General features: G+C 59.1%; 23 protein-coding genes and 1 tRNA gene. 16 read left to right on the top strand and 8 right to left on the bottom strand.

Annotated elements, in window-relative coordinates; translation table 11 throughout:
- Positions 1 to 217: 217 nt before the first annotated feature.
- The 5 genes from ABJ076_RS03215 (at position 218) to ABJ076_RS03195 (ending at position 6,161) form a co-directional block, all read left to right on the top strand.
- Positions 218 to 1,321: a porin gene (locus tag ABJ076_RS03215; protein ID WP_348186398.1), complete on the top strand. Its 1,104-nt coding sequence runs from the start codon at positions 218 to 220 to the stop codon at positions 1,319 to 1,321.
- A 147-nt stretch (positions 1,322 to 1,468) separates the two neighbouring features.
- Positions 1,469 to 2,656, top strand: coding sequence for a cupin domain-containing protein (locus ABJ076_RS03210; protein ID WP_348186400.1), 1,188 nt, complete (start codon positions 1,469 to 1,471; stop codon positions 2,654 to 2,656).
- Between the two features lie 19 nt (positions 2,657 to 2,675).
- Positions 2,676 to 3,521, top strand: a complete 846-nt coding sequence (locus ABJ076_RS03205) for a sulfotransferase domain-containing protein (protein WP_348186402.1) — start codon at positions 2,676 to 2,678, stop codon at positions 3,519 to 3,521.
- Between the two features lie 20 nt (positions 3,522 to 3,541).
- Entirely contained in the window at positions 3,542 to 5,473 is a 1,932-nt protein-coding gene (locus ABJ076_RS03200) for a sulfotransferase (RefSeq protein ID WP_348186404.1), read from the top strand.
- Complete coding sequence (locus ABJ076_RS03195; RefSeq protein WP_348186406.1) at positions 5,454 to 6,161, top strand: YggS family pyridoxal phosphate-dependent enzyme; 708 nt, start codon at positions 5,454 to 5,456, stop codon at positions 6,159 to 6,161. The genes ABJ076_RS03200 and ABJ076_RS03195 overlap by 20 nt, the downstream gene beginning before the upstream one ends.
- Here the strand turns inward: ABJ076_RS03195 and ABJ076_RS03190 are convergent.
- The 3 genes from ABJ076_RS03190 to ribA form a co-directional block, all read right to left on the bottom strand.
- On the bottom strand, positions 6,158 to 6,712 hold the full coding sequence (locus ABJ076_RS03190) for a L,D-transpeptidase family protein (RefSeq protein ID WP_348186408.1): 555 nt from the start codon (positions 6,710 to 6,712) through the stop codon (positions 6,158 to 6,160). The genes ABJ076_RS03195 and ABJ076_RS03190 overlap by 4 nt on opposite strands.
- Positions 6,713 to 6,756: 44 nt before the next feature.
- Positions 6,757 to 7,683, bottom strand: coding sequence for a hypothetical protein (locus ABJ076_RS03185; protein ID WP_348186410.1), 927 nt, complete (start codon positions 7,681 to 7,683; stop codon positions 6,757 to 6,759).
- A 75-nt stretch (positions 7,684 to 7,758) separates the two neighbouring features.
- Positions 7,759 to 8,916, bottom strand: a complete 1,158-nt coding sequence (ribA, locus tag ABJ076_RS03180) for a GTP cyclohydrolase II (RefSeq protein ID WP_348186412.1) — start codon at positions 8,914 to 8,916, stop codon at positions 7,759 to 7,761.
- An 87-nt stretch (positions 8,917 to 9,003) separates the two neighbouring features.
- On the opposite strand from ribA, the gene ABJ076_RS03175 reads away from it, so the two are divergent.
- From ABJ076_RS03175 to ABJ076_RS03155, 5 genes are all read left to right on the top strand, one after another.
- Complete coding sequence (locus ABJ076_RS03175; RefSeq protein WP_348186414.1) at positions 9,004 to 9,885, top strand: alpha/beta hydrolase; 882 nt, start codon at positions 9,004 to 9,006, stop codon at positions 9,883 to 9,885.
- 7 nt (positions 9,886 to 9,892) lie between these two features.
- A complete protein-coding gene (locus tag ABJ076_RS03170; RefSeq protein WP_348202584.1) occupies positions 9,893 to 10,204 on the top strand; it encodes a DUF427 domain-containing protein in 312 nt (103 codons plus the stop codon).
- Positions 10,205 to 10,273: 69 nt separating this feature from the next.
- Complete coding sequence (locus ABJ076_RS03165) at positions 10,274 to 10,963, top strand: response regulator transcription factor (RefSeq protein WP_028466194.1); 690 nt, start codon at positions 10,274 to 10,276, stop codon at positions 10,961 to 10,963.
- A gap of 115 nt (positions 10,964 to 11,078) precedes the next feature.
- The gene (locus ABJ076_RS03160; protein ID WP_348186418.1) at positions 11,079 to 11,912 is read left to right on the top strand and encodes an MBL fold metallo-hydrolase; all 834 of its coding nucleotides are present in this window, start codon (positions 11,079 to 11,081) and stop codon (positions 11,910 to 11,912) included.
- 85 nt (positions 11,913 to 11,997) lie between these two features.
- Positions 11,998 to 12,777, top strand: a complete 780-nt coding sequence (locus tag ABJ076_RS03155; protein ID WP_348186420.1) for a class I SAM-dependent methyltransferase — start codon at positions 11,998 to 12,000, stop codon at positions 12,775 to 12,777.
- Between the two features lie 40 nt (positions 12,778 to 12,817).
- Here ABJ076_RS03155 and ABJ076_RS03150 read toward each other — a convergent pair.
- A tRNA-Gln gene (locus ABJ076_RS03150) sits at positions 12,818 to 12,892 on the bottom strand.
- A gap of 124 nt (positions 12,893 to 13,016) precedes the next feature.
- On the opposite strand from ABJ076_RS03150, the gene ABJ076_RS03145 reads away from it, so the two are divergent.
- From ABJ076_RS03145 to ABJ076_RS03135, 3 genes are all read left to right on the top strand, one after another.
- Positions 13,017 to 13,433, top strand: a complete 417-nt coding sequence (locus tag ABJ076_RS03145) for a hypothetical protein (RefSeq protein ID WP_348186422.1) — start codon at positions 13,017 to 13,019, stop codon at positions 13,431 to 13,433.
- Positions 13,434 to 13,781: 348 nt separating this feature from the next.
- A complete protein-coding gene (locus ABJ076_RS03140) occupies positions 13,782 to 14,447 on the top strand; it encodes a hypothetical protein (protein ID WP_348202583.1) in 666 nt (221 codons plus the stop codon).
- Positions 14,448 to 14,563: 116 nt separating this feature from the next.
- Positions 14,564 to 16,864 carry an SEL1-like repeat protein gene (locus ABJ076_RS03135; protein WP_348186426.1) on the top strand — a complete coding sequence of 767 codons (2,301 nt, stop codon included), beginning with the start codon at positions 14,564 to 14,566 and terminating at the stop codon, positions 16,862 to 16,864.
- Between the two features lie 14 nt (positions 16,865 to 16,878).
- Here the strand turns inward: ABJ076_RS03135 and ABJ076_RS03130 are convergent, their stop codons facing one another.
- From ABJ076_RS03130 to ABJ076_RS03120, 3 genes are read right to left on the bottom strand one after another with little or no spacing between them, the layout of a single operon-like run.
- Positions 16,879 to 17,781, bottom strand: a complete 903-nt coding sequence (locus ABJ076_RS03130; RefSeq protein ID WP_348186428.1) for a 4-(cytidine 5'-diphospho)-2-C-methyl-D-erythritol kinase — start codon at positions 17,779 to 17,781, stop codon at positions 16,879 to 16,881.
- Positions 17,774 to 19,510 (bottom strand): tetratricopeptide repeat protein, encoded by a 1,737-nt coding sequence (locus ABJ076_RS03125; protein ID WP_348186430.1) that lies wholly within the window; start codon positions 19,508 to 19,510, stop codon positions 17,774 to 17,776. The genes ABJ076_RS03130 and ABJ076_RS03125 overlap by 8 nt, the downstream gene beginning before the upstream one ends.
- A 54-nt stretch (positions 19,511 to 19,564) precedes the next feature.
- Positions 19,565 to 21,199 (bottom strand): electron transfer flavoprotein-ubiquinone oxidoreductase, encoded by a 1,635-nt coding sequence (locus ABJ076_RS03120; RefSeq protein ID WP_348186432.1) that lies wholly within the window; start codon positions 21,197 to 21,199, stop codon positions 19,565 to 19,567.
- A gap of 110 nt (positions 21,200 to 21,309) precedes the next feature.
- Between ABJ076_RS03120 and ABJ076_RS03115 the strand changes: the two genes are divergently transcribed.
- From ABJ076_RS03115 to moaB, 3 genes are all read left to right on the top strand, one after another.
- Positions 21,310 to 22,164, top strand: a complete 855-nt coding sequence (locus ABJ076_RS03115; RefSeq protein WP_348186434.1) for a uracil-DNA glycosylase — start codon at positions 21,310 to 21,312, stop codon at positions 22,162 to 22,164.
- A 228-nt stretch (positions 22,165 to 22,392) separates the two neighbouring features.
- Positions 22,393 to 24,264, top strand: coding sequence for a lytic transglycosylase domain-containing protein (locus ABJ076_RS03110; RefSeq protein WP_348186436.1), 1,872 nt, complete (start codon positions 22,393 to 22,395; stop codon positions 24,262 to 24,264).
- The gene (gene moaB, locus ABJ076_RS03105) at positions 24,251 to 24,802 is read left to right on the top strand and encodes a molybdenum cofactor biosynthesis protein B (protein WP_348186438.1); all 552 of its coding nucleotides are present in this window, start codon (positions 24,251 to 24,253) and stop codon (positions 24,800 to 24,802) included. Before ABJ076_RS03110 ends, moaB begins: the two co-directional genes overlap by 14 nt.
- Here moaB and ABJ076_RS03100 read toward each other — a convergent pair.
- Positions 24,756 to 25,385, bottom strand: coding sequence for a TIGR04282 family arsenosugar biosynthesis glycosyltransferase (locus tag ABJ076_RS03100; RefSeq protein WP_348186440.1), 630 nt, complete (start codon positions 25,383 to 25,385; stop codon positions 24,756 to 24,758). The two genes, moaB and ABJ076_RS03100, sit on opposite strands and share 47 nt — an antisense overlap.

The following is a 25,385-nucleotide window of genomic DNA, read 5'->3' as shown; positions in this document are numbered from 1 at the left end:
CGCATGCAAGAATCCCGATGAATTCAAGCGCCGCCATCGATTTGTGGCATTTTCGCCACATTGAGACAGATTTGCATAAATGCCCAGCCCGTCTTTCTTGACGGTCATATGGGGAGAGAATAGTGATGCTGTGACGTGAGGTTAGGGGGTTACGCAGATTTTCTGTAAACAACTTGCCGCGTTACTTAACCGATGACTCTCGGGAGTAGGGGAAAAGATGAAAAAGATTCTTCTCGGAACGACCGCGATTGTTGCCGCTGGCATGATCGCTGCACCGTCTGCAGATGCTGCTGAAAAGCTGAAAATTTCTGTCGGTGGTTACATGGAACAGTGGTTCGGTTACACCACTGCTGAAGACCAGAGCTCTTCTGACTATCAGGGCTTTGCTAACGTCTCTGACACGGAAATCCACTTCAAGGGCATGACGACCCTCGATAACGGCATCTCTGTCGGCGTTAATGTCCAGCTCGAAGGCAACAGCAATCCGGGCGACCAGATTGATGAATCCTACCTGATCGTCAAAGGCAACTTTGGTGAGATCAACCTGGGTTCCGAAAACTCCGCTCTGTACAAGATGAACTACGGTCCGTCTGACTACGGAATCGGTATCAACTCCGGTGACCAGACCGCTTGGGTTCCGAACTCGATCGGCGCTTCCGGCGGCTTCTTCCGCAGCCCGTTCGGTTCCACCAACGTTGAGCCGAACCGGACCAACGACTCCGAAAAGCTGACCTACTACACGCCGCGTATCGAAGGCTTCCAGCTCGGTGTTTCCTACATTCCGGAATCCGGCCAGGATGACAACGGCACCGTTGATCGTACCGCCGAAGTTTCCGATGGTTACGCCATCGCTGCAAACTTCAAGCGCGACTTCGACGGCTTTAACCTCGGCCTGTCCGCTGGTTACGGCGCGTTCACCGATGGTCCGGCAGCGAATGAAGACCCGTCTGCCTATTCCTTTGGTGCGACCGCTGGCTTCGGTGGTTTCTCCATCGGTGGTGCTTATGCCGCCAGTGAAGGTACTGTAACCGGTGACGAAGAAACCGGTTACACCCTCGGTGCAGCTTACGCTTCCGGTCCGTGGGGCGTCAGCCTCAACTGGTTCCATGGCGAGAGCGATGCGATCAACACCGGTGGCGTGATCACCAACGACGGCGAGCATGACTCCTACACCCTGAACGGCAAGTACGCTCTGGGCCCGGGTGTCACCGCTGCTGCCACGCTCGGTTATACCGAACTCAGCACGGCGAACACCGCATCGATCGGTAACGCCGACACCGACGGCACATATTTCGTCGTCGGCATGAAAGTGTCCTTCTAATCCAAACGGGTTAGGGACTATGGGAAGGGGTCGCCTCGGGCGGCCCCTTTTCTTTTGCCTATCGCTTCCGTAAACAGCTTGCCCTCTGGAACTCACAACGTCCTTGTTATACAGATCACTGACCAACCGGTATCTGGGGGCAAGACGGTGCAGTTCGAGACTTTCTTCAAGAAAATCACACGCGATCAGTTCCTGAAAGACTACTGGGACAAGGCCTACTATTTCGAGCAAGGGGCCTTTGATCCCGTCAGCGATCTGTTCAACTGGGATCAGATGAACGATCTGGTCAACCGCTCCAAGCTCTGGCACGCGAACTACATGGAGATGGCGGTTGATGGAAACGTCCTGCCGTCCGAGCAATATTGCCGCCCGGGCCTCGACCGGAAGGGCATGAATGTGCTGGTGCCGGACCCGGAGCGCGTTCGCTTCCTCATGTCCAAGGGCGCCAGTCTTGTTCTCGACTATGTCGAGGGCATTCATCCTTCTATCCAGGACGCGACGCGCTTCATTGAGCGCCTTACGGGAACACACGTTTCCTGCAATGCGTACTGTTCCTGGAAGAGCGTTCAGGCCTATCACTCACATTTCGACACGATGTGTGTGTTTGCTGTTCAGGTCGAGGGTGAGAAAACCTGGAACATCTATCGCGGCCGCGTGAACGAAGCAATTGACGTCCCGCAAGTACGTCCGGGGGACTTTTCCCGCGAACAGCATGATCAGCAGAAGGGTGAAATCATGCAGCAGATCGTGATGCGCCCAGGCGATGTACTCTATCTTCCGCGCGGTCTTTATCACGATGCAATGACCACCGACACAGCCTCGCTGCATCTATCTTTTGGCGCGACCTATGTCGATGGTCACACCTCGCTCTCTATGCTTGCGCCTTTCCTGCATCAGGATGAGTTTTTCCGGAAGCGAATCCCACATTTCGATGATGGAACAGACATGGAAGACTACATAACTGAACTTGGAAATCGGGTTGCCAATCATATGGCCCGTCCCGAGTTTCACAGCCATGTTCGCAGCGTCCTGATGAGCAAAGTCGCTGACAAAATTGTCCGGCATACGCTGCCTGACCGCACACCCGACATCAATTTCATGGTGACCCGCCGCCCGCTGAAGCTGGCCCGCCGCGGTCAGGCTGCGACGCTGAACGGGGAAGGCTTTACGCTCGATATCGCCAAGGAAGATTATGCGGTTGCCGATTATATCGTGAAGTCAGAGGAGTTCTGGCTTTCGGATCTGCGTGCGAAGTTCCCCGATCGGGCCGCGCACCTCGAGCCTTTGCTCAAAGCGCTGGACCAGAGTCGTGTGATCTGGCGCCTGCGCGGATGAGCTGGACCGGCATGATCCAATGAGCGGCATACTCTGGCTCGCATCCTTTCCAAAGTCCGGCAACACCTGGCTCCGGGTCTTTATCGAGAACCTGTTCCGCAACAGTGCGGAGCCGGTCTCGATCAATGAGCTCGGCGTGGTCCGCTATGGCGATATGATGGGGCCGCTCTACGAGAAGATCGCGGGAAAACCGCTGCAGGAAATGGCCGATGCCGAGCTGCATGCGTTGCGTGAGCCTTTGCAGAAATCCTGGGCGCAGGAACCACAGACGACCATTGTGAAGACCCACAATGCGCTTGTAATGCACGAGGGGCGGCCGCTCATTTATCTCGAATGCACGGCGGGCGCGGCCTATGTCGTGCGTAATGTGTTCGATGTAACGGTTTCCTATGCGGACCACTATCGGCTCACGCTTGACGATGCTGTTGAAGCCATGACCTCGGGGCTGCAGACCACGCGGACCACGCCGGCGGCGGTTTTTCAGGTCCTGGGTACCTGGACAGACCATTACCGGAGCTGGCATGCGGTGGAAAACTTCAATCCGCTGACGCTGAGATATGAGGACATGGTGAAGAGCCCGATGAAGGCCTTTGGCTCTTTTATGCGTTATCTCGGGGTGCCTAAAAGCCCCCAGCGGTTGAAGCGGGCAATCAAGAACAGCAGCTTTTCCGTTGTTTCCGGCCAGGAAAGCCAAAAAGGCTTTCGCGAGCGGGTGCACCAGTCGCAGAAATTCTTCCGATCCGGCGGTGTTGGCGGATATCGCAAGATACTAAGCGAGGATCACGTGAAGCGCCTTACCGAACGCCACTATCATCTGCTCCTGGAGCTCGGCTACATCACCAAATCCGGAGTGCCCCGTGTCTGAACCTAGCGGTCCTGAATCCCATGTCTGCCTCATTACCTGATTTCGAGCCGGTTCGAAAGCTCGCGGCCGCCGGGCGCTGGCGCGAGGCGCGGGAGCGTTATGCCAGGATTCTCCGAAAGGCCGGCAGCGATTGGCGGCCATATTATATGGCCGGTATGATCGAGGCTTCTGGCGGTGATTTCGACCGGGCGGCCATGGCACTGGAGAAAGCCCGAGCGGCAGCACCGGCGGAGCCTCAGATAATCATCAACCTTGCTCAGGTTCAGCTTCATCGCGGATTGCCTGCGGAAGCGCTCGAATTGCTTGGTCCTTTTGCGGGCCGTTTCGCGGATAATCCTGCCGTCCAGAAGCTTTATGGCACCGCCTTGCTGGAGATGGGGTTGCATGATGAAGCGGCTCCAGCTCTGGAGTTCGCGCTCCGTCAAGGGGAAGATCCAGCGGTGTTGAACAATCTTGCCCTGATCTATCGCGGCCAGGGCGATTTACATCGGGCGGCGGCTGCCTTGGAACGGGCGGCGCGGGGTGATGACAGCATCGAGATTCAAGGTAACCTGGCTGGCATTTATGTCGTGACCGGGCGTTTTGACGAGGCCCAAGCACTGTATGACCAGCTGGCGGAGAGCGGTGCTTTGGACCCGCGTGCCTTGCGGGCACTCGCAGTCTTTTCTCGCGATATGGGGCATGCGGTCCGAGGAGTCCGGCTGGCGACACGTGCCCTGATCCTCGATCCGTCTCAAGTTGCGTCTTATACAATGCTGGCGGAGCATCTGGACCGGACGTCGGCAATGGAAGACGGGCTGTCGGTTGCCCGTTGGGGATTGCGGCTGGAACCGGGGAAACAATTTCTCGTGGCGCTTGAGGGAAGGGCGCTGCGGCGTCTCAAGCGCTTTGATGAAGCAATTTCCTGTCTGCGTGAGGCCCTGGAGGGGGCTGTGCAGGGTCCGGATACGCATCGTCTCAGTTTCGAGCTTGCACAGACCCTTGATTCTCAAGGGTACTACGCTGATGCATTCACATGGTTCGAGAGCGCAAACAGGAGTCAGATCGCAGAGTTCCGAGGGGGACTTGTCGATCCGAAGCGGGCCTTTGCCGAGGTCGCTGCTCTCAGCACCGCCTTCGACCGTACTCCGGCCTGGGCTGCTCCCGCGCCGGAACCGGAGAACAGTGAAGCTGACCCCGTATTCCTGATCGGATTCCCGCGCTCGGGAACGACCTTGCTCGATCAGGTCCTGGATGCTCATCCCGCTGTAGAGGTGCTGGAAGAGCGTCCGCTGATTAGTAGTCTGGTGGCGCAGCTCGGAAGGTTGGCTGGTTATCCGAGTGTGCTGGAGGATGTCCCGGAAGCGCTACGGACGGAAATGCGTGCCGACTATTTTTCGGAGCGGAACCGCTTTCTTGTGCCGTCTGACGGGGCGATTTATGTCGACAAGATGCCCCTGAACATCGTTCATGCAGGCCTGATTATGAGAATATTTCCGAAGGCCCGGTTTATCCTGGCCCTGCGGCACCCGTGTGATGTCTGCCTCAGTTGCCTGATGCAGAATTTCAGTCTGAATCATTCCATGTCGGTTTTTTGTTCGCTGTCCGATACGATCCGCTTTTATCGTCAAGTTTTCGCGCTCTGGCAACGATATGTGACTCACTTGAATCCCGCCTTCGTTACGGTGAAATACGAGGATATGACACGCGATCTACGCGGGGCGGCGGAGCCGGTTCTCGATTTTCTCGGCCTTGATTGGGATGAGCGGGTGATGCAATTCCATGAGCACGCGCGCCAGCGTGGCAATATCTCGACGCCTAGTTATGCGCAGGTGACGCAGCCACTCTATGGACATGCCGTCGCGCGGTGGAAACGTTACGGCCACGTAATGGAGGCGGCAGCAAGAGAGCTCGGGCCAGAGATCAAAGCGTTTGGATATGAGGACGATAGCAATGGAACAGCAGATGCCTGAAGCGGGTGCGACCGTTGATGTCGGAGCTAACCTCCGGGCTGTGAAGGCACAGATCGTCGCCGCGGAGAAGACGGCCGGTCGTGTATCGGGTGACGTCACGCTGGTCGCTGTCGGCAAGGTGCAGCCGGTGGAGAAAGTCGAAGCGGCTCTTGCGGAAGGGCAGCGTGTGTTCGGCGAGAACCGGGTGCAGGAGGCGCAGGGAAAATGGCCGGAGCTTAAGGCTCGCTATCCCGATGTGACATTGCATCTGATCGGCCCGTTGCAAACCAACAAGGTGGTAGATGCCGTTGCGCTCTTTGATGTGATCGAGACGGTCGACCGGCCGAAGCTGGCACGGGTTCTGGCGGTGGAGATGAAAAAGCAGGGCCGGGTGCTGGAGTGTTTCGTGCAGGTCAATACCGGTGAAGAGGACCAGAAAGCAGGCGTTCTGCCGGGTGACGCGGATGCGTTCATCGAGGCCTGCCGGGATGAGCATGGCCTGAACGTTGTCGGCCTGATGTGTATTCCCCCGGCAGATGACGAGCCGGCGCTTCATTTCGCCTTGCTGCGGGAAATTGCCCTGCGCCATGGGCTGGAAAAGCTCAGCATGGGTATGAGCGGCGATTATGAGGTCGCGATTGAGTTCGGTGCGACCCATGTCCGCGTCGGCACGGCGATCTTCGGTGACAGGCTAAAACCCGCCGGTTAAGACGGCTCGCTCTTATTCTCAAGCTCAGGCGGTACAATAATGGTGCCGTAGCCCCCGGACCGCTCCAGGACCCTTAGCAAATCGCTAAGGGCCAAAGCGATGCAGCCTTCCGTTCCGGAATAGTCCGGCCGGGCTACATGCAAGAAAATCGCACTTCCGTGGCCTGGAATCGGCGGCGAATCGTTGTATCCCAGCTCTACGACCACATCATAGACCGTGTCCTCGCGCTTCAGACATTCGTGAGAGTGCGGATAGGGCAGTTTGACCAATTGATTGTAATGCTCCGGATCGGTCGGGTCGTCGCTCCAGCCATGATCCGCTTCAATCGGGATCGCGTCCGGGCACCCTGAAATAGGTTCCAAACGATCCGCCCTGTAGAAAATCCGGCGAAAGGGAAAGTGTCCGATCGGCGTTGCACCATCGCCCTCGCGCTTGTCTTTTCGGATGCCGCCTTTGCCAATAGCGCAGGTCACGGCTTGTCCATCGAGAACGATGCTATGGGTGCCGTTTTGCTCACGGCGGAGAATGAGATCCAAAGAGGGATGGTACAAGAGGCACTCCTGACCAGACGCCGGAAAGAAGCGTTTGGTTGGTTTTACCCGACGCCGCTACCGCTGACCTTCATGGTTCCATATTTATCGAGCGCCTTCATCATCCAATCCGCCAACCCGGCCCGCTGAGAGGGGTCGATCGGCAGAGCGGGTTCGCTTGCAGGTGCCTTGGCGCCTCGGGTTTTCAGACCAGGTTCTACCAGGGACGGCAATGCCGGACCACGCCGCCGCGTTGCTGTCTTTGCCTGGCTGCTGCGGATGAGTTCATCGAGCCCCCCTCCGGAAACGGATTGAATGCCGGTGCCGGATTTCGCGGCGGGTTGCGTGATCACGCCGCCAGCCCAGTCCACGGAGCCGTTGCCTGGCGTCGGAGCTGTGAGCGCGCTTGCCCGGGCATAGGCCGCCATTGCCTCGGGCGTCATGGCGGCATCCGTACTCACGGTCTGCACGCCTGCAACAGCGAAACTGCGCTGATCGGCAGCTTGTGTGATCGTGCCATTGTTTGGAGCGGCAGCGGGATTTGGCGCTGAAGTTTGTGGCGCTTCAGCCAGCAAGGCCTCTGCCGCCTGGAGGGTATTGGAATTCGCTGGTGTCGTTCCGTTTCCCGTAAACTCTGCGATCATCGTTGCGCCGATATCGGAGCCGCTCTCCGCCTCAAACATCACGTTTGCGACGCCAGCCACCAGGCCTGCGGGACCGCCATAAAGTGCGCTTCCAGCCGCACGGGCCGCCGGCGCAATCGTATCGCCGGTGAATTCCCGATAGAGGGTGGAAACAAATGGTAAGTGCTGCAGCGGATTTACGATATCTACGAAATCGTCGAAACCGAAACCGTCAGGACCCCAGCCGCCTTCATCCGCTTCGGACGTGGCCTGAGACGGTTTGTACATATCCTCTTTGACGTCCAATTCTCCGCTCGGGGAGGATTGTGACCACCAGGCTGGTTGTGCTGCCGTTTGACTGACATCCATTGCGAAGGCTCCTTTGCCCCGCTTTGATGCAAGCCGCGTACCACTGACGGGTGGCGCTGCAAAAACCCGGTTTTCCTAGAAAAGATGGCCTGTGCGGGTCGCTTTGGTCCGGAGGTAACCTTCGTTATGGGTGTTCGACGGGAAAATATGAGCCACCCGTTCGACGACATTGACCCCGGAACTCCGAAGCTGGGCAATCTTTTCCGGATTGTTCGTCATCAGCCTGGCGGCTTTGACGCCGAGTTGATGCAGCATTTCCGCGGCGGTCATATAGACCCGCTCGTCCGCTTCGAACCCGAGTTGCTCATTGGCGTCGACAGTATCGCTGCCAAGATCCTGCAGCTGGTAGGCGCGGAGTTTGTTGATCAGGCCTATATCCCGGCCTTCTTGTGCCAGGTAGAGCAAAATTCCAGACCCGTGTTTCCCAATCTCCCGAAGTGCCCCCCGCAGCTGGTCACCGCAGTCGCAGCGTAGGCTGCCAAGCAGGTCGCCGGTCAGGCATTCGGAATGCAAGCGTACCAGAACCGGCTGACTAACATCCGGCTCGCCGACAACAATGGCCAGATGCTCCTCCCCGCCATCCGCCGGGCGAAAGGCAACAATGCGGGATGTTTCGGCATCCGCCAGTGGTACGCGGGCGGATGCAACCCGGGTGAGGCGCCGCGCACTTTCCTCGACGTAATCTTCGGTATCCGAAACGCTGACCGAAAGGAGGCCCTGTCCATGTGCCCAGGATTCGGCGTCGGCAACTTTCACATCTGTCAGCCGGGACACAACGACAGACGGTAGCAACCGCGCCCATTTGGAGAGCTGGACCGCCGCGGGCCCAAGCCGGCCTGCGCGCACCGGAACCACTGTGAGGCCGCGCCCGAGCACGCCGAGTTTTTCTGGCTCGAAAAGTGGATCGGCGATCTGCCGGATCAGGGCTGCATCTGCTCCTCTGGGGAGGGCCATGCTTGAATAGGGCGGCAGCTCGGGGTTTCCGGTTATATCGCGGGCCCGGTTTTTTGGCACAATGACCGAGGGCAGGCTCCCGGCGAGCCGGATCATGGCGCCGAGACCGCTCTCGTTCGCCATTTCGGCCGCGAGCACCAGCAACACGCTTTCCTCGGCTGAACCGTGTAGCAGGATCAGCCCGCCACGACGCAGCTCGGAGATTGCCCTGTCAACATGGGTCTGGGTCGGTGAGGCTGTGGGCGCGCCGGTACCCTGAATTGGGAGTGCATCTGTCATGGATCGCATCATCTTCCGACCGCGCCCGAGGTCAAGCACCTTGAACCGGCTTTGTGCCTCCCGCACTGTTAGCAGAGATTTGCACAGATGGACTGGGACACGATGCTTTTCAATTCCTATGATCGCGCAGGGCTCGACCGCGAGTACGACAATCGATCGAAAGTTGCCAATAGCGCCGAAACTTCAGCACGTTGGGAAGCGGCGGGCGCCGATGTACGTAAACAGTTCTCGGCTGACCTCGACCAGCCTTACGGAGATCATCCACGCCAGCGCGTCGATGTTTTTCCTGCTGGGAAACGGGACGCGCCGGTGCTGATTTTCATTCACGGCGGCTATTGGCACATGCGCGACAAGTCGATTGCGCACTTTCTGGCGCCGACTTTTGTCGCTGCAGATATCAATTTCGTCTCGGTTGGCTACCGGCTTTGCCGGGAGGTTACGGTGGCGGACATTGCAAATGACATCCGGGCGGCGATTGCCTGGGTCAAGGAGAATGCCAGCCGCTTTGGAGGTAATCCGGGACGCCTTTACCTGGCGGGCCACTCGGCAGGCGGCCATCTCTCGGCTTTGATGGGCGGCCCGGCCGGGGTTCCGGCGGGAACATTGAAGGGCATCTGCTCGGTCAGCGGTCTGCATGATCTGGAGCCGATCAGACTCTGTTATCTGAATGACGTGTTGTCCCTCACGGAAAGCGATGTGAGCGCATTGTCTCCGATCCGGCTGGTGCGCGAGGTTGATGCTGCCGGGCTGCAATTGCCGCCCCATCTGCTCACTGTTGGCAGTCTTGAAGGGCCGGAATATCTACGCCAGCGGGATGAGCTCGGTGGCGCTTTGAGGCAGAAACGGCAGCCGGTTGAATGTATTGATTTGCCAGATCGCGATCATTTTACTGCACTTGAAGCCTTTGGTGATCCGCATCATCCGCTATGCTTGGCCATGCTCCGGCTCATTCTGGCGCCGTCTTTTTGAAGGGTGGATGGCGATGTTCGATCAGGTTCTGGTGGCTCGTCTCGGCGATACCGAAATAGCCCGGGCGCCGGAACAAGAAACTGTGACGCTTGAGGGAAGTGTCTATTTTCCGCTGGATTCCGTGCGTTTCGAGCTTCTGCGGGAAACAGCAACCCGGACCAGGTGTCCTTGGCGTGGGGAAGCAATCTACTATGATGTTGTAGACGGAACGCGCATTTCCGCGGATGCGGCCTGGTCCTATCCGCAGCCAGGCCGCAAGGCAAAGCGCATTGTCGGCTTTGTCAGTTTCTGGAAAGAGGTTGAGACGAGCCCGGCTTAAGCCTCTGGTATTCGGCTCTCTTTCTCCTTAAGTGTGGACAGGTACATACGCAACGGGTCGTGGCTGGTGATGGTGAACGGTAAAAAAGTCCTGCTGGTCGAGGATGACGAAGCTCTTCGGGTGACGCTCAGCGAGCAACTGGAACTGCACGAGGAATTCGTGGTCAGCGCGGTCGAAAACGGTGCCGCGGCACTGGAAGCGGTTAAGTCGGCGCATTTTGACCTGATCTTGCTTGATGTCGGCCTGCCGGATATGGACGGGCGTGATGTTTGCCGGCTGATCCGCCGTAACGGCGTGAAATCGCCGGTCGTCATGCTGACCGCTCAGGACGGCGACGCGGACACAATTCTCGGCCTCGACGCCGGGGCCAACGACTATGTCACCAAGCCCTTCAAGATCGCCGTGCTGCTGGCCCGCATGCGGGCGCATCTGCGGCAGCACGAGCAGAGTGACGACGCGCTTTTCACGATTGGCCCCTACAGTTTTCGTCCCAGCGCCAAGCTGCTGCTCGACGAGGCCCGAAACAAGAAGGTCCGGCTGACGGAAAAGGAAACCGCGATCCTCAAGTATCTCTACCGGACCGGCGGACGCATGGTGAAGCGTGAGACCCTGCTGAACGAGGTCTGGGGATACAATGCGGGCGTTACCACGCATACGCTGGAAACCCACGTTTACCGACTGCGGCAAAAGATCGAGATCGATCCGTCCAATGCGCAAATTCTGGTGACGGATCCGGGCGGTTACAGACTGGTTCCCTGATTGCGCTCGGGGCCAAATAGAGTCTTGTCCTGAATTAATCTTTTCACGTTGGCCCGGCTCATGCAGACTTGGCGCTCCAAAATAGCCGGCTGTGGATTGTGGGTTGGGAGTTGTTGTGTCGCCGGGAGCCGAATTCTTTGTCCGGATCTGGGGCGCCCGCGGAAGCATTGCATGCCCGGGGCCTGAATTCGTGCGCTATGGTGGAAACACCGCCTGTCTTGAAATTCGTTGTGGGGGGCGGGTCTTTATTCTCGATGCCGGCACGGGCCTCCGCAATCTCGGCTTGATGCTGGACAAGTCCGGCCCGGTCGACGCGGATATCCTCTTCACCCATTCTCATCTCGATCATCTGGGCGGTTTGCCTTTCTTCACTTCTGCTTTCAAGAAGGGCAATGTCTTTCGAATCTGGTCTGGGCATCTGGGCGGTCGGGCAAGCATGCGCGACGTGATTGCGCGGCTGATGTCTTCCCCACTGTTTCCGGTACCGCTGGAGGTTTTTCAGTCGGCGCTCGCATTCAACGATTTCGTCTCGGGCGACACGTTGACTTTCGGGCCGGACGTTTCCGTACGGACGACGCCACTTAATCATCCGCAGGGAGCTGTCGGATATCGCTTCGATTATGGCGATAAGTCGATTTGCTACATCACTGACACAGAGCATCGTCCTGGCGAGCCGGACCAGAATATTCTGGAGCTGGTGCGGGATGCCGATGTGATGATCTACGATGCTTGCTACACGGATGAGGAGTTTCCCAAGTTCGTCGGCTGGGGTCATTCAACATGGCAGGAAGGAGTCCGCCTTGCCGATGCGGCAAGGGTCAAGCAGCTTGTCCTTTTCCACCACGATCCGAGCCACACGGACGAGAGAATGGACGAGATCCAAGACCAGGCCGCCGAACGTCGTCCCGGCACCGTTGCTGCCTATGAAGGCATGAAGATTATCCCCTGATATGACCAGCTCAAATTCGACAAACCGAGGCCATTCATGGCGTCGGCTCCGTCTCGGACTAAGTACGATTCTTGGCTTAAAACCAATGGGTTACTTTGTTCCATACCGGTATGCGTCACAGGTCCCAGCACAAGGTAGTCGGTATGACTGGATCGAGGAGCGCTTTGCCTCGGATGCGCTACCGGCATTTAGCGCGATCCTTTTCGACATTGACCGCTACCGGGACGCGCTACAAGAGATAGGAGGCCAAGAGCCACCGGAGCCACGCTGGAGCCAGGACTGGTTTCCGGGTCTTGATGGAGCTGCTGCTTACACTCTCGTGCGGGAATATCGCCCGGCACGCATTCTGGAAATCGGCTCGGGTCACAGCACCCGCTTCCTAACCCGTGCTGTCCGCGATGCCAGCCTCGAAACCGAAATCACCTGTGTCGATCCAGCACCACGTGCCAGTCTTGCCGGGACCGGCGTGCGCTTCCTCGAACATACGATCCAGGATCTTCCGCGAGAAAGCCTGCCGAAGCTTGGTCCCGGTGACGTGCTGTTTTTGGATTCAAGTCATCTGGCTCTGCCGGGCTCCGATGTTGACTTGGTATTGAACCACCTTTTGCCGACCCTGCCCGCAGGCTTGCTGGTTCACATCCATGACATTGTCTTGCCGGACCCCTATCCGGATTCCTGGGCCTGGCGGACCTATAACGAACAATTGCTGGTGGCGGCTCTGCTGAGCGGTGGCGGGTTCCGGCCGGTTTTCTCGAGCCACTTTGCCCGCACGCGCTTGCTCGGCCGTGACGGCGTCCCTGCGCTCGACTGGCTTCCTCTGCAGCAGGGCGCTCTTGAGACAAGCCTTTGGCTCGAAAAGCTCTAGTCACGCCGCGAGTTGCTGTCAGGCAGATGGTTTTGCAGGATGGCTGGGGCGGCAGGATTCGAACCTGCGCATGGCGATACCAAAAACCGCTGCCTTACCGCTTGGCTACGCCCCAATCGGCCGCGAACATAATCAGAAACCCAATTCCATGCAACTGCTTCGGCTCTGCTCCCTTAACAAGGTGATCCGGAAGAGCTAGACTCCTCTGATTATTTTGCTTTTTGGGGATGAGGATCATCGTGTCCAAACCTGTCTTGCCATGGAGCCTGAAGGGCGTGTCGCCCGAAGCGCGGGAAATTGCGAAAAAGGCGGCGGCCCAGCAAGGCATGACCATCGGAGAATGGGTCAGCCGGGCAATCCGGGATGTTGGCCCCGATGAGGCACCGGCCGCTGCGACCGGGAATGTTCCGGTGCAGGGCGAAGCTCTTCTGTCCGGCGGCGCCGGGACAGATGCAGAAACGGTGCGTGAAGCTGTCCGGACCCGGATCTATGAGTCTGAAGAGCGTGTTGCGCATATGGTCGGCCCGTTGCAGGAAATCATCGAAAGGCTTTCTCGTCGGATGACCCGGATCGAGGAGATGGATCAAAGGGTAGAGGAGTGGCCGGAACAGCGCGTCGACGATGATGCCGATCCGCGCCGTCTGGATGGCTGGTAGCTCTCATCTCCGTAGGGTCATAGGCAGGCCGGAAGGCCGGTCATATTTGGGCATTCGATTTGCGTGTAGTGTAGAGAAAACCTTGCCTTACCGGGTAACCTTTGGTATTTTTCTGATCGTTTGGTGACCATTCGGTGGCCCGGCCTCCGAAACAACATAAAGGCAGGGTGTCGGTTGTCAGGTAAATCCCCCTGGAGTGTAAAAGGCATCTCGGCAGAAGACCGAGAGGTCGCTAAGATTGCGGCCCGTAAAGCGGGCGTGCCGATTGGTGTCTGGCTGAGCGAACAGATCCGCCAGGCCTCCGAAGAACCGACGCCACCTGAATCGCCTGTTGTGGAACGGCCCCACATGTCTGATGAGGAAGATCATCGACATCCGCCAGAACCGGGTCTGCGTGAGCACCCACCACAGCAGCGTCAGCGCAGCGGCCAGGTTGATCCCCGATTTGCGTTTGGTCGCGGGCAATGGAGCGTCGCTGAAGAGGCCGTTGACAAGGGGATGGTCGGAAATGCGTCCGCTGCTTATCCGTGGCAGTTCCGCAACGTCCAGCATCCATCCCCGGCAATAGCCGCACCCGCACCCTCAATCTCGGCGCCAGTGCCTGCAAATGTCGGCTACCCGCCGCCGATGCAGCAACCACAGCCACAACATATGCCAGTGCCCGCGCCTCAGCCGCCCGGCTTGTCTCGCGAGGAAGCGGACGAAATCGAAAAGCGTGTTAACTCCCTTGAGGGTCGGCTCCGTGACATGCAACAGCGGATAAACACGTTAGAAGACAAGACGCTTGCCCGTTTTGAGCCCATTCTTGCCAAGATCGAGAGCCTCACCGCTGAGATTGACCGGGTTGATTCCAAGCCTGCGTTGATTGCTGAAGGCGATGCCTCTTTCTCGACAGCACCAATAGAGCGCGCGGTGATGCGTCTTTCCGAGCGGCTGGGCAGGGTAGAACAGACTGTTCAGCCTGGTTCCAGGCGCGGTCGCGGTTTCTTCTCCCGCCTCTTTCGTCGTGGGTAGCGCTACTTTCCAGAACTGTATAAATTGAACAAAAGCGACAGGTTAGGCGGGCTTGGAAGGACCACTACTCCGACTGTTCCCGTAAACCCGCGCAACCTGCATCGTGAGGAGTGCCGGTGGCCCGAAAGCCGACGACATGGAGTGTCAAGGGTATCGAGGAAGATGTCCGTGATATCGCTCGTGCTGCGGCAGAACGGGATGAACAGACCATCGGCTCCTGGATAGATCACGCGATCCGTGTCCATGGCGGCCAGCGTCCACGCGATGCGGGGAATGATGATCCTGGTAAAGAGGCGCCCGTACCGGCACCGACCGATACGGAGAAGCAGAAAGTGGCTGCGCCCGGTCTGACGGATCAGGCCCTGCTCGATATCATTGACCGGGAACTGGATGCCTCGACAAACCGGCTGGATCGCGCGTTGCGTCCCATGGGTCTCGCTTTGCTCGATCTGGCGGAGCGGATGGTTTCCGTCGAACAAGACCGGTTGGGCCAGGATCGGTCCGGCCAGGCGCGAATCGGGATGGTTGGGCCGGATGAAGCCGTTGACGATGATTTCGGCCCGGAACTTCCGCTGGAGACATTTGACGAGCCTGCCGATGAGCTGGAACCGGAATTGTACGATACTCCGGCTGCCAGTGCGGCGCCGGTTGTGGCGCTGGACCTTGAGCAGGCGCCGCCGCCACCGTCTTACGATCTGGCTCCTGACATCGACAGTCTTGATGCGCCGATGCTTCCCGTCGAGGAGACGGATCGTGCCCGGGAGATCGATCGCCGTCTGAGGGCACTTGCAGGAGAGGTCAATGCCGCCAATGCCGTCGACGGAGACCCGTCGCCGCCGACAGGGGATCTCGGTCCGGCAGAACTTATCATCGACGCGCCACCACCGGAAAGCGAGCCGTTGCCGCCTCTCGAGCTTCCGATGGCGTTCCGAGGTGTACAGCAGAGCGCTTTCGAATCTGCTCCCGACGCAGCGGCCAATGACGTTGCAAGAGACAGGCGACGTCAACGCAAGCGCGGGCTTCGAAAAATTCTCCTGGGAACAACAGTTCTCACCACTGCTCTGGCTGTCGGGCTTTATGTTTTTGCCGGTCAGCTAGGGCTTGGAACGCTGCGGCAGGACCTGGACAGCCGTCTGAAGCCGGTTGCACATAACATCGTTAAAGGAGCGGCTCACCTCTGGGAAAATGCGGCGGTTCGTGTCGTTCCGATGATCGAACAGGCCAGGACAGCATTGGCTGGTGCAGAAAACCCCGAGATTCTCTCGCCTGAAAATGCACCTGAAAAAGCGATGGACGACCGGGTGGAGGCGCCTCCGCGCCCGCAACCTGATCAACCCGGCAGCCCCGTGCCGTATGGCGACGATGGAAATGCGCCAAGGATCGAGGAACGGGCATCAATAGAGCCTGGAGAGCCCGCGCCGGTGGAGCCAAATACGGCGGTACAGGAACCGGTTGAAGAAACCTCACCTGTCTCCGTAGGCGAGATCGCTCCGGCTCCAGCGCCAAGCGATCCGCCGGTACCGGTTCCGAACGCAGCACCTGCACCCAAGGTTTCGGAAGCACTGCCGCCGCCTGCTCCAGCATTGCCAGCACCAAGCGCGAAAGAACAGGTCGATACGGAGACGTCCCCTTCGCCTGAAAGCGGGCTGCTGGAAAGTGATCGGCAATCACTTGAGCAGCGTGCCGATGCCGGAGACGCCAAGGCTCAGCATGATCTCGCCCTAGCCTATCTTACTGGCGCAGTCGGTACGGAAAGCCCGGAACGGGCTGCGGAGCTTCTGCGGGAAGCCGCGATCCAAGGTTTACCGGGCGCGCAGTATAATCTGGCCGTGCTGTATGAAACTGGACAGGGCGTCCGGCAGGACGATGTCCGGGCACTGCTCTGGTATCACAGCGCCGCCGAACAGGGGCATCCGAACGCCCAGTACAATCTTGGTGTGATGTATGCCGAGGGCCGGGGCATCCCCTTGAACTTCGGAGAAGCTGCCCGCTGGTTTCAGGCCGCCGCCAAGCAGGGCATGGCGCGGGCACTCTATAATCTTGCCGTGATGACTGACGAGGGTCTCGGCGTGGTGCAGGATAAGAAAAAAGCGCTCGCGTTGTTCAGCGCCGCTGCGGATGCTGGCGACCAGCGGGCCATCGAAATGCTCTCGGGCAGCGGCGAGACCGCTGGCCAAGGCGCGTCTCCTTTGAACAGTGCGGACGGTGTGCGTTCGACAACCGATGTGCCGGCTGCCATTGTCGCCAATGTTCAGCGCGAGCTCGCCCGTATTGGACTCTATTCAAGCAGCGTTGATGGACTGATGGGGCCGAAGACCCGGGCGGCTATCCGGAGTTTTGAGCAATCTGTCGGATTGGATGAAAGCGGCGAGGCGACGGAAGCTCTTCTCGAGAAGCTAAGAGCGGCCAAGCCCTAGTCGGGAAAAGCCGGTTAACACATTGGTATCTTTGGAAACAGAGAGTCTTTGTCCCAGTTCCTGAGTGTCCCAGCATGTATCCAATATGCAGGATAGATTTGCCGAAACTGTTCTGCCGCTTTGTCCAGCTCCATATCGCTATCAAAAAGCGCGAAGCAGGTAGCACCACTGCCGGAAAGGCGTGCACCGAGAGCGCCCGGCAGATCCGACAATGCGCTCAATACCGGGCCTATCTCTGGAGCCACTGCGATGGCGGGAGTTTCGAGATCGTTCCTGCCATCCACGATACCGTTTGCAAGGCTGTGTCGGCCCGACGCAGCCGTCACTATTTTCTGTTCAGCGGCCAGAGCGCTGAATACGGAGCCGGTGGGCACCGCAATCCCTGGGTTGACCAGCAAAGCCGGATGGTAGGCAAACCCGCTTTCCTCCGGATCAAGGGTCGTTCCGGTGCCACGCATATATCGACATCGGGAATCAAGACAGACGGGTATATCCGCGCCGAGCCCGGCGGCAATCGCCTGAACAGATGGATCCATGGCGGCCAGGCCATATTGCCGGGCCAGTAGGCGCAGGATGGCTGCCGCGTCTGCTGAACCCCCGCCCAGCCCGGCGGCAACGGGGATTTTCTTTTCCAGCGTGATCGAAAGCGGTGGAATCGGCCCGATGGCGTTGCGGAAAGTCGAGATCGCTTTCAGGACGAGATTGTCCCGGTCAAGGCTCCCGGCAAAGGGACCGGCTAAGGTGAGCTGGTCTGTCGTGGTATCCGATAGGGTGACCGACAGCACGTCATGAAGGTCCGCGAAGGCGACCAGACTGACCAGATCGTGAAGGCCGTCCCGGCGCTTGCCCAGAACGGTAAGGCTGAGATTGAGCTTGGCGGGCGCGATCAGGGTGGCGGAAAAGCCTGCCTCAGCCATTGCCTGACGAATGCTCGCCTGTTTCCAAAACCATGCCGTCCCGGAGTTTCCGCTCGAGTTCTGCGGCCAATGCGGGATCCGGGCCCATTTCCAGAGAACGGCGCCATTGATAAACTGCTTCGCGCTGGCGACCGACCTTCCAATAGGCATCGCCGAGATGATCGTTTATCACCGCATCGCCCGGCCGGAGCTGAACGGCGCGTTCAAGATGTGGGACCGCTTCCTTGTGTTGGCCGGTGCGGTAGAGGACCCAGCCGAGACTGTCCACGATATAGCCGTCATCAGGACGCTGCTGGACGGCCCGCTCGATCAAGGTCTGCGCTTCTTTGAGGTTGAGGCCCTGCTCTACCCATGAATAGCCAAGGTAATTCATGACATAGGGCTGCTCTGGCGCGAGGTCCAGGGCGGCCAGAAAATCAGATTCGGCGCGCTCCCATTTTTTTGCCCGCTCGAGCGCAATGCCCCGTGTGTAATAGAGCGTCCAGTCTTCCGTCGCGGCTCCTCCAAGTTTGTCGAAGGCCTCGTCGTAGGCTTTGATTGCCGCTTCCCAGTTTTCTCCCGCCCGCAATGTATCGGCCAGGCGGACAAGGACTGTCCCGTTGTCCGGATAGGTTTTTGCCAGCTCCTGGAGCACAGAAAGGGCGCTGTCCCGGTCGCTCTCGGCGTCGTATGCGGAGGCCGACCGAAGACGGGCCATCATGTGATAAATGGAATCCTCGCCGATAGTCGCATAGATCTTCAAGGCATCGCTGTGACGGCCGCGATCATCGAGAATTTCTCCGACAAGCAGCCGGGCCAGTGGGAAGTCAGGGCGCATATAGAGCGCGAGCCGGGCATAAATCAGCGCGATCTCGCTACCACGGTCCCGTTGCAGGGCGCTGGCAATATCGAAGAGTGCTTCCGCGGCACCATCGCTGACATTTGAGACAAGACCCTTGGCCTCCTGTCCTGTTTCCGCGGCTAACAGGGACGCCGACAGGGCGGTCGTGTTCTGGTCAGAGAGATCGCCAGCGGCAAGAATTTCCTGTGCTATGTCGATGCGGCCGAGTTTAGCGTAATGCAATGCTGCGCCTATCCGGAGGCGCGCCGGCGGACGGTCCATCCCTTTCAGCGCCGCTTTGAAAGCCGCGTCGACTGTTTCAAAGTCGCCGTTCAGTGCGGCGATATACCCCGTGTGGAGCTCTGCAAGCAGGCCGAAACCACCTTGTTTGCGTATCTGGTCGAGATCGGCATAGGCAGCCTGCCCATTACCGGTTCCGGCTTCGACCCAGGCGAGTAACAGGGGGCGCATAATCTGGGTCAGCCGGGACTCCGCAAGCGCATCGAGATGTCGGCGCGCGCCGTCGTAGTCGTTCTGTTTCAGAGCCGTGAGCGCGAGGGCGAGCCGCCCGAAGGCATTGCCACCCTGGCGCTTGACCAGAGCCTCGGCCAAATCGAGGGATTCGGCTGTCTTGCCGTCCACGACCTTTGAGAGGAACGCCCGTTGCATCAGTCCGGGATTGCCAGGATCGGCCTCAAGTACCGCTGCGAAATTCTGAGCGGCGGCACTGAGGTCGCTGGTCCGGTAGGCATGCAGAGCGTTCAGGTAGTCGCCCGAGACGGTGTTGCGGATGGGGACATCAGGAAACGCATCCGGCGTACCCGACCCCATTCCGGCACAGGCGGAAAGAGACAGAGCCGCCAGGACCGCAAGTGTTGCGGTTCCTTTACGCGATCCTGATACAGTCATTCGGTTGCCTCCGTCTCCGGCGTGTCGCCGTTCCGCGTTCGTGTCTTAAGCCGGCTACATATTCGGATAGTTCGGCCCGCCGCCGCCTTCCGGCACCACCCAGTTTATGTTCTGGGTGGGGTCCTTGATATCGCAGGTCTTGCAGTGCACGCAGTTCTGCGCGTTGATCTGCAGCCTCGGGTTCGAGCCGTCGTCGTCCCGCATGATCTCGTACACGCCTGCCGGGCAATAGCGCTGCTCCGGAGCGTCGTAGAGTGCCAGGTTGTACTCGACCGGGACGCTCGGGTCTTTCAGGGTAAGGTGCGCCGGCTGGTTTTCCTCATGGTTCGTGTTCGATAGGAACACGGAGGAGAGCCGGTCGAAACTCACCTTTCCGTCAGGCTTCGGATAGGCGATCTTCTCGCACTGTGCCGCCGGACGCAGGCTTTCGTGGTCATGGTGATGGTGCAGCGTCCACGGGCTCTTGCCTTTGAACAGAGTCTCGACCCCGGCATTTGCCATACCCATCAGGAAACCGGCCTTGAAGCCCGGGCGGATGTTGCGGACTGCCTTCAGCTCGTCCCAGACCCAGCTTTGCTCCATCCGGGTGCGGTAATCGGAGATTTCCAGACCGGCGCCGGCACCATCCTTCATGGTCTCGAACAGGGCTTCAGCTGCCGTCATGCCGGACTTCATCGCCGTATGCGAGCCTTTGATCTTCGGCACGTTCAGGAAACCGGCGGAGCAGCCGAGAATGGCGCCCCCGGGGAAGGTGATCTTCGGAATAGACTGGAAGCCGCCTTCGTTGATTGCCCGCGCGCCGTAGGATATCCGCCTGCCGCCTTCGAAGAAGGGGCGGATCTTCGGATGGGTTTTGTAGCGCTGGAATTCCTCGAACGGGCTCATATGCGGGTTCTCGTAATCGAGACCGATCACATAGCCGACCGCGACCTGATTATCTTCCAGGTGATAAAGGAAGGAGCCGCCATAGGTCTTGCCTTCCATTGGCCAGCCGACGGTATGCACGACCAGACCCTGCTGATGCACTGCCGGATCGACTTCCCAAAGCTCCTTGATGCCGATGCCGTAGGTTTGCGGGTCAACGCCTTCACGTAGATCGAAGCGCTCGAACAAAGTTTTGGTCAGTGATCCGCGCACACCCTCGGCGAACAGTGTCTGCTTCGCATGCAACTCGATGCCTTGAGTGTAGTTCGCGGTCTGCTCACCGTCCTTGCCGATGCCCATGTCGCCGGTGGCAACACCGCGCACCGCGCCGTTCTCGTCATAGAGCACTTCGGCGGCGGCAAAGCCCGGATAGATCTCGACACCCAGCGCCTCGGCCTGCTCTGCCAGCCAGCGGCAGACATTGCCGAGACTAACAATGTAATTGCCGTGATTGTTCATCTGCGGCGGGCAGGGCGTCTGGATGCCGGACTTGCGGGTAAGGAACATGAACCGGTCCTGGGTCACCGGCGTGTGCAAGGGCGCGCCGCGTTCTTTCCAGTCAGGGAACAGCTCAGCCATTGCCCTCGGCTCCATCACCGCTCCAGACAGGATGTGGGCACCAACTTCCGAGCCTTTTTCCAGCACACAGACGCTCAGGTCCTGACCGTGCTCAGCACTGAGCTGGCGCAGCCGAATGGCGGCCGACAGGCCGGAGGGGCCGGCTCCGACGATCACGACGTCGTATTCCATCGACTCGCGTTCCATGAACCTCTCCTAATCGTTTCTTACACAGGTTACTGTCTTACTTGGCACAGCTGTTTTGTCGCGACAAGCGACGCGAGAGGCTGTACGGCAAGATTGAAGGAAGGGATCACGTGGGCTTATCGCCGGAACAGAACGCAATGCCGCCTGAGGCGCTACTCGAATGGTATGTCGAGATGGGTGCTGACGAGGCGATCAGCGATGCCGAAACCAACTGGTTTGCGGCGTCCGAGGCAGCGGCGGCTCCGGTGCCCCGGGCGGAAAATGCACCTGCGGCGATCCGGACTGCTGCTCAAGCCCCGGCGCCGGTATCGGTCGCTTCCGCACAGGCCCAGCCTCGGGTTCCGGCGTCAGGTGCCGATCCGGCGACGGACAAGGCAGCGGCCACGCTTGCTGGTGCGGCCCAATCCCTCGAAGAACTGCGGGCGGCGCTGGAAAGCCTTGACGGGTTCCCGCTCAAGGTGACGGCCACCAACCTTGTGTTCGGCGAAGGTGTCGAGACGCCTGACGTCATGTTCATCGGGGAGGCACCGGGCGCAGACGAAGACCGGCAAGGCCGCCCCTTTGTCGGCGCCAGCGGCCGGTTGCTTGATCGGATGATGCGGTCAATCGGTCTGGACCGGGCTGAAAATGCCTACATCACCAATATTCTGCCCTGGCGCCCGCCGGGGAACCGTGAGCCGACGGCAGCCGAAATCGCCATCTGCCTGCCTTTCATCCGGCGGCATATAGCGCTTGTGCGTCCGCGTATTGTCGTCCCCGTGGGAGGGACGGCTGCAAAAACTCTGTTGGATCAACGCCAGGGCATTATGCGCCTGCGTGGTCGGCGTTTCGAATTCTTGGATCCGGACCTTGAGCAGCCTGTTCCGGCAGTGCCGTTATTTCACCCTGCCTTTCTGCTTCGGTCAGGTGGGCAAAAAGCGCTGGCTTGGCGTGATTTGTTGACAATAAAGCAAATTATTCAATAAATTAGACGAATTAATTTAATCAATTTGATAAGAAAATTCTATCTGTTCATCAGATGTTATATTTACCTTGTAACCATCTGATATTATGTAAGGTATTACCGTGTATTCATTCATTACATCAAAGTTCATATTTAAGTAGTTGTGGTAATTGATGCGCGCACGTTAAGCAAAATCACTGCTTGAGATTGGCCTTCGCATGCCCTACTTAGCGTGGTCATGAGCGAAGATGTGAAATCGAATCCTCGCCGCTTCAATCGGCATCTCATGCCGGTGATCGCGGGCGCGATTGTCTACATTGCTGCGGCGATCGCGACATATTCAGGACCTGCCGCCGCCGCTCGCGGCGATGCAATGCCGCCGCGCGGGTCCGCGCTTGGTGCTGTTGATATGGATCCGGCGGTGCCGCGTGTCCATTACGACATTGTCAGCACGTTGGATGCCGAACGGTATCAGTCGATATTCACCCTTCAGGAAGCGGGAAACTGGGGCGGCGCTGACAAGCTGATTGCGGCGCTCGAGAGTCGTGTCCTGATGGGCCACGTGCTGTATCAGCGCTATATGCACCCGACGGCTTATCGGTCCACCTACAAGGAACTGAAAAACTGGATGGCGCATTACGCGGACCATCCGGGTGCCCGCAAGATCTATCGGCTGGCCTTGCGCCGGAAACCTAAGAGCTGGAAAGCGCCTGCTCGCCCGCAGAAGGGTTATCTGAACGGCAGTGGCGCATCGCAGGTGAATGGCGCGGTCGAGCCGCAGCAGCACTTGTCCCGCAACGGACCGAAAGTTTCCCGCAAGGGCCGCCGGGTGATCAGGGAGGTCCGGCGCTTCGTTCGTAACGGATACCCAACGGGTGGTCTTAAATATCTCAATTCCAAGGCCGGGCGCTCCATTGGCGGCATGGATCGCGCCCACGCGCTGGCAGAGATAGCGCATGGCTATTTCGTCTTTAATGTTGACGATAAAGCCACTCGTTACGCTGTCGAAAGCATCGAGCTTTCAGAAGGCCTGATCCCGACCGCGCATTGGACCGCCGGTCTCGCGCTTTGGCGCCAGGGGCGGCATGACCAGGCGTCCAATCATTTCGAATCCCTTTCCCGCGCACCCGATGTATCCCGTTGGGTGAAGGCCGCTGGCGCCTATTGGGCATCCCGTGCGCATCTTGCTGAACGGCGCCCACGGCAGGCGACACTTTGGCTGGCACAAGCGGCAACCCACTCTGCGACCTTCTACGGCCTGCTGGCGCGCCGGGCTCTCGGCATCGATATGCCGCTCGACTGGACTCTGCCCGAGCTGGACGAGGATACCCAGGACGCATTGCTGAACTCTCAGGGCGGTCAGCGCACCTTTGCCCTTCTGCAAGTCGGTCGGACCGATCTTGCGGAAAAGGAGTTGCGGCGGCTCTATCCGGTGCTGCCCGATTACATGCATGGTGCGATCATGACGATCGCGGCGGGTAACGGCATGCCGGGCCTTGCCATGCGAATCGCTGGAATCCTTAAAGCGCGAGGCGACCGGCCTTATTATGCGGCCTTCTATCCTTTGCCTGATTGGCAGCTCGATTCCATCGCCGGCATCGACAAGGCGCTGATTTACGCCATCGCGCGTCAGGAGTCGAAATTCAACGCGACGGCACGCAGCGGGCGCGGGGCAATCGGCGTCATGCAGATCATGCCGCGCACGGCGGCATTCGTTGCCAAGGACCGTAGTTTCCGCAGTCGGGACGGCCGCAAGGCATTGCTGGACCCATCCCTTAATCTGAAGCTCGGACAGGAATATGTTGGCCACCTGCTGAAGCAGGACAGCGTCAATGAGGGATTGTTCCAGTTGCTGGCGGCTTATAACGCAGGCCCGGGCACACTCCGGAAATGGACGCGGAAGATCGATTTCCAAGAAGACCCGCTGCTGTTCATCGAGTCCATTCCGCGGCACGAGACCCGTGAATTCATCGAGCGGGTCCTGACCAATCTGTGGATGTATAGGTTGCGTCTAGGCCAGCCGGCGCCGTCGTTGGATCACATTGCCGCCGGATCCTGGCCGCGTTATGAGTCGATAGACATTTCGCAGCAGCCTGGCGGTCCGAAACATGCCCGGAATTGATGAGTCTCGTCCGTTCGTTCCCGTTCACATTGCAGTTCTGACGGTTTCAGACACTAGAAACTTGGGCGATGACCGTTCCGGCGACACGTTGGTGCAACGGCTGACAGACGCCGGTCACATCCTGGCGGACCGGAAGATCGTGACGGACGACGTTCCGGCGATTTCCGGACAATTGATCTCCTGGATCGAAGATGACGGCATCGATGTGGTGATTTCGACTGGCGGCACCGGTTTGACTGGCCGGGACGTGACACCGGAAGCCTTTCGCTCCGTCTTCGAGAAGGAAATCGAAGGATTTGGCGAGCTGTTCCGCTGGCTCAGCTTCCAGAAGATCGGCACCTCGACCATCCAGTCGAGGGCTATCGCGGGCGTTACCCGTGGCACCTACCTCTTCGCCTTGCCGGGCTCCACCGGCGCTTGCAAGGATGCCTGGGACGAAATTCTGGTCAATCAGCTGGATATCCGGTTCAGACCATGTAATTTCGTCGAGATCATGCCCCGCTTGCGCGAGCACGAGCTGTTTGGGCGCTCGGCCTGACGCAGCTCACTGTTGCGGCCAGATCCGAACCTTCGTCCACATCCTGCATTTCCGATACAAAACCGACTTTCGTGCCTGATTGAAGCCCGGCGACCGTATCCTCAAGTGCCCACTTTGTGGACCAGCGTACATCCGTGAACGGATTGCCCCTGTAGCGCGGCGAGAAGCCGACCAGCCAGTAGCCGCCATCGCTCGAAGGCCCGAAAACGGCATCGTTCCGCCCAAGCATCCTGAAAGCAGCCGCGATGTGGCGCGGCTCGATGCCCGGGATATCGCTGCCGATAAGCACTACAGGACCCTTGGAGACGCTCCGCAAGGCCGTGAGCATCCGTTGCCCTAGATCGCCGCGCGCCTGATGGCTGAACCGCCAGGGAGTCGGCCAGGGCCAGGCGGAGGCGTGGTGCGGGGCCGCGATTATATGGCACTCCCACCGTTTTTTCAGACCGAGCCGTCGCAGGATCGCGGCAAGGTTCTGTCGGTACCACCGGGTTGCTGCACCGGCGCCGATGTCGCGGGCCAGACGGCTCTTCACCAGCCCCTGGCGCGGCGTTTTCGCGAAGATGATGAGAGTCTGGCGCATCAT

The sequence above is a fragment of the Nisaea sp. genome (genome assembly GCF_039990255.1).
Lineage (GTDB): Bacteria > Pseudomonadota > Alphaproteobacteria > Thalassobaculales > Thalassobaculaceae > Nisaea.
Note: the sequence above shows the minus strand (reverse complement) of the source record. Positions and strands in the feature narration are given on the sequence as shown.

What these genes read in the sequence shown, in the direction of transcription:
- ABJ076_RS03205 (WP_348186402.1), top strand. Translation starts at nt 2,676, where the DNA reads ATGAGCGGCATACTCTGGCTCGCATCCTTTCCAAAGTCCGGCAACACC.
- ABJ076_RS03185 (WP_348186410.1), bottom strand. Translation starts at nt 7,683, where the DNA reads ATGGATGTCAGTCAAACGGCAGCACAACCAGCCTGGTGGTCACAATCC.
- ABJ076_RS03195 (WP_348186406.1), top strand. Translation starts at nt 5,454, where the DNA reads ATGGAACAGCAGATGCCTGAAGCGGGTGCGACCGTTGATGTCGGAGCT.
- ABJ076_RS03140 (WP_348202583.1), top strand. Translation starts at nt 13,782, where the DNA reads ATGTCTGATGAGGAAGATCATCGACATCCGCCAGAACCGGGTCTGCGT.
- ABJ076_RS03120 (WP_348186432.1), bottom strand. Translation starts at nt 21,199, where the DNA reads ATGGAACGCGAGTCGATGGAATACGACGTCGTGATCGTCGGAGCCGGC.
- ABJ076_RS03165 (WP_028466194.1), top strand. Translation starts at nt 10,274, where the DNA reads ATGGTGAACGGTAAAAAAGTCCTGCTGGTCGAGGATGACGAAGCTCTT.
- ABJ076_RS03100 (WP_348186440.1), bottom strand. Translation starts at nt 25,385, where the DNA reads ATGATGCGCCAGACTCTCATCATCTTCGCGAAAACGCCGCGCCAGGGG.
- ABJ076_RS03130 (WP_348186428.1), bottom strand. Translation starts at nt 17,781, where the DNA reads ATGGCTGAGGCAGGCTTTTCCGCCACCCTGATCGCGCCCGCCAAGCTC.
- ABJ076_RS03170 (WP_348202584.1), top strand. Translation starts at nt 9,893, where the DNA reads ATGGCGATGTTCGATCAGGTTCTGGTGGCTCGTCTCGGCGATACCGAA.
- ABJ076_RS03175 (WP_348186414.1), top strand. Translation starts at nt 9,004, where the DNA reads ATGGACTGGGACACGATGCTTTTCAATTCCTATGATCGCGCAGGGCTC.
- ABJ076_RS03155 (WP_348186420.1), top strand. Translation starts at nt 11,998, where the DNA reads ATGGGTTACTTTGTTCCATACCGGTATGCGTCACAGGTCCCAGCACAA.
- ribA (WP_348186412.1), bottom strand. Translation starts at nt 8,916, where the DNA reads ATGACAGATGCACTCCCAATTCAGGGTACCGGCGCGCCCACAGCCTCA.
- moaB (WP_348186438.1), top strand. Translation starts at nt 24,251, where the DNA reads ATGCCCGGAATTGATGAGTCTCGTCCGTTCGTTCCCGTTCACATTGCA.
- ABJ076_RS03125 (WP_348186430.1), bottom strand. Translation starts at nt 19,510, where the DNA reads ATGACTGTATCAGGATCGCGTAAAGGAACCGCAACACTTGCGGTCCTG.
- ABJ076_RS03200 (WP_348186404.1), top strand. Translation starts at nt 3,542, where the DNA reads ATGTCTGCCTCATTACCTGATTTCGAGCCGGTTCGAAAGCTCGCGGCC.
- ABJ076_RS03215 (WP_348186398.1), top strand. Translation starts at nt 218, where the DNA reads ATGAAAAAGATTCTTCTCGGAACGACCGCGATTGTTGCCGCTGGCATG.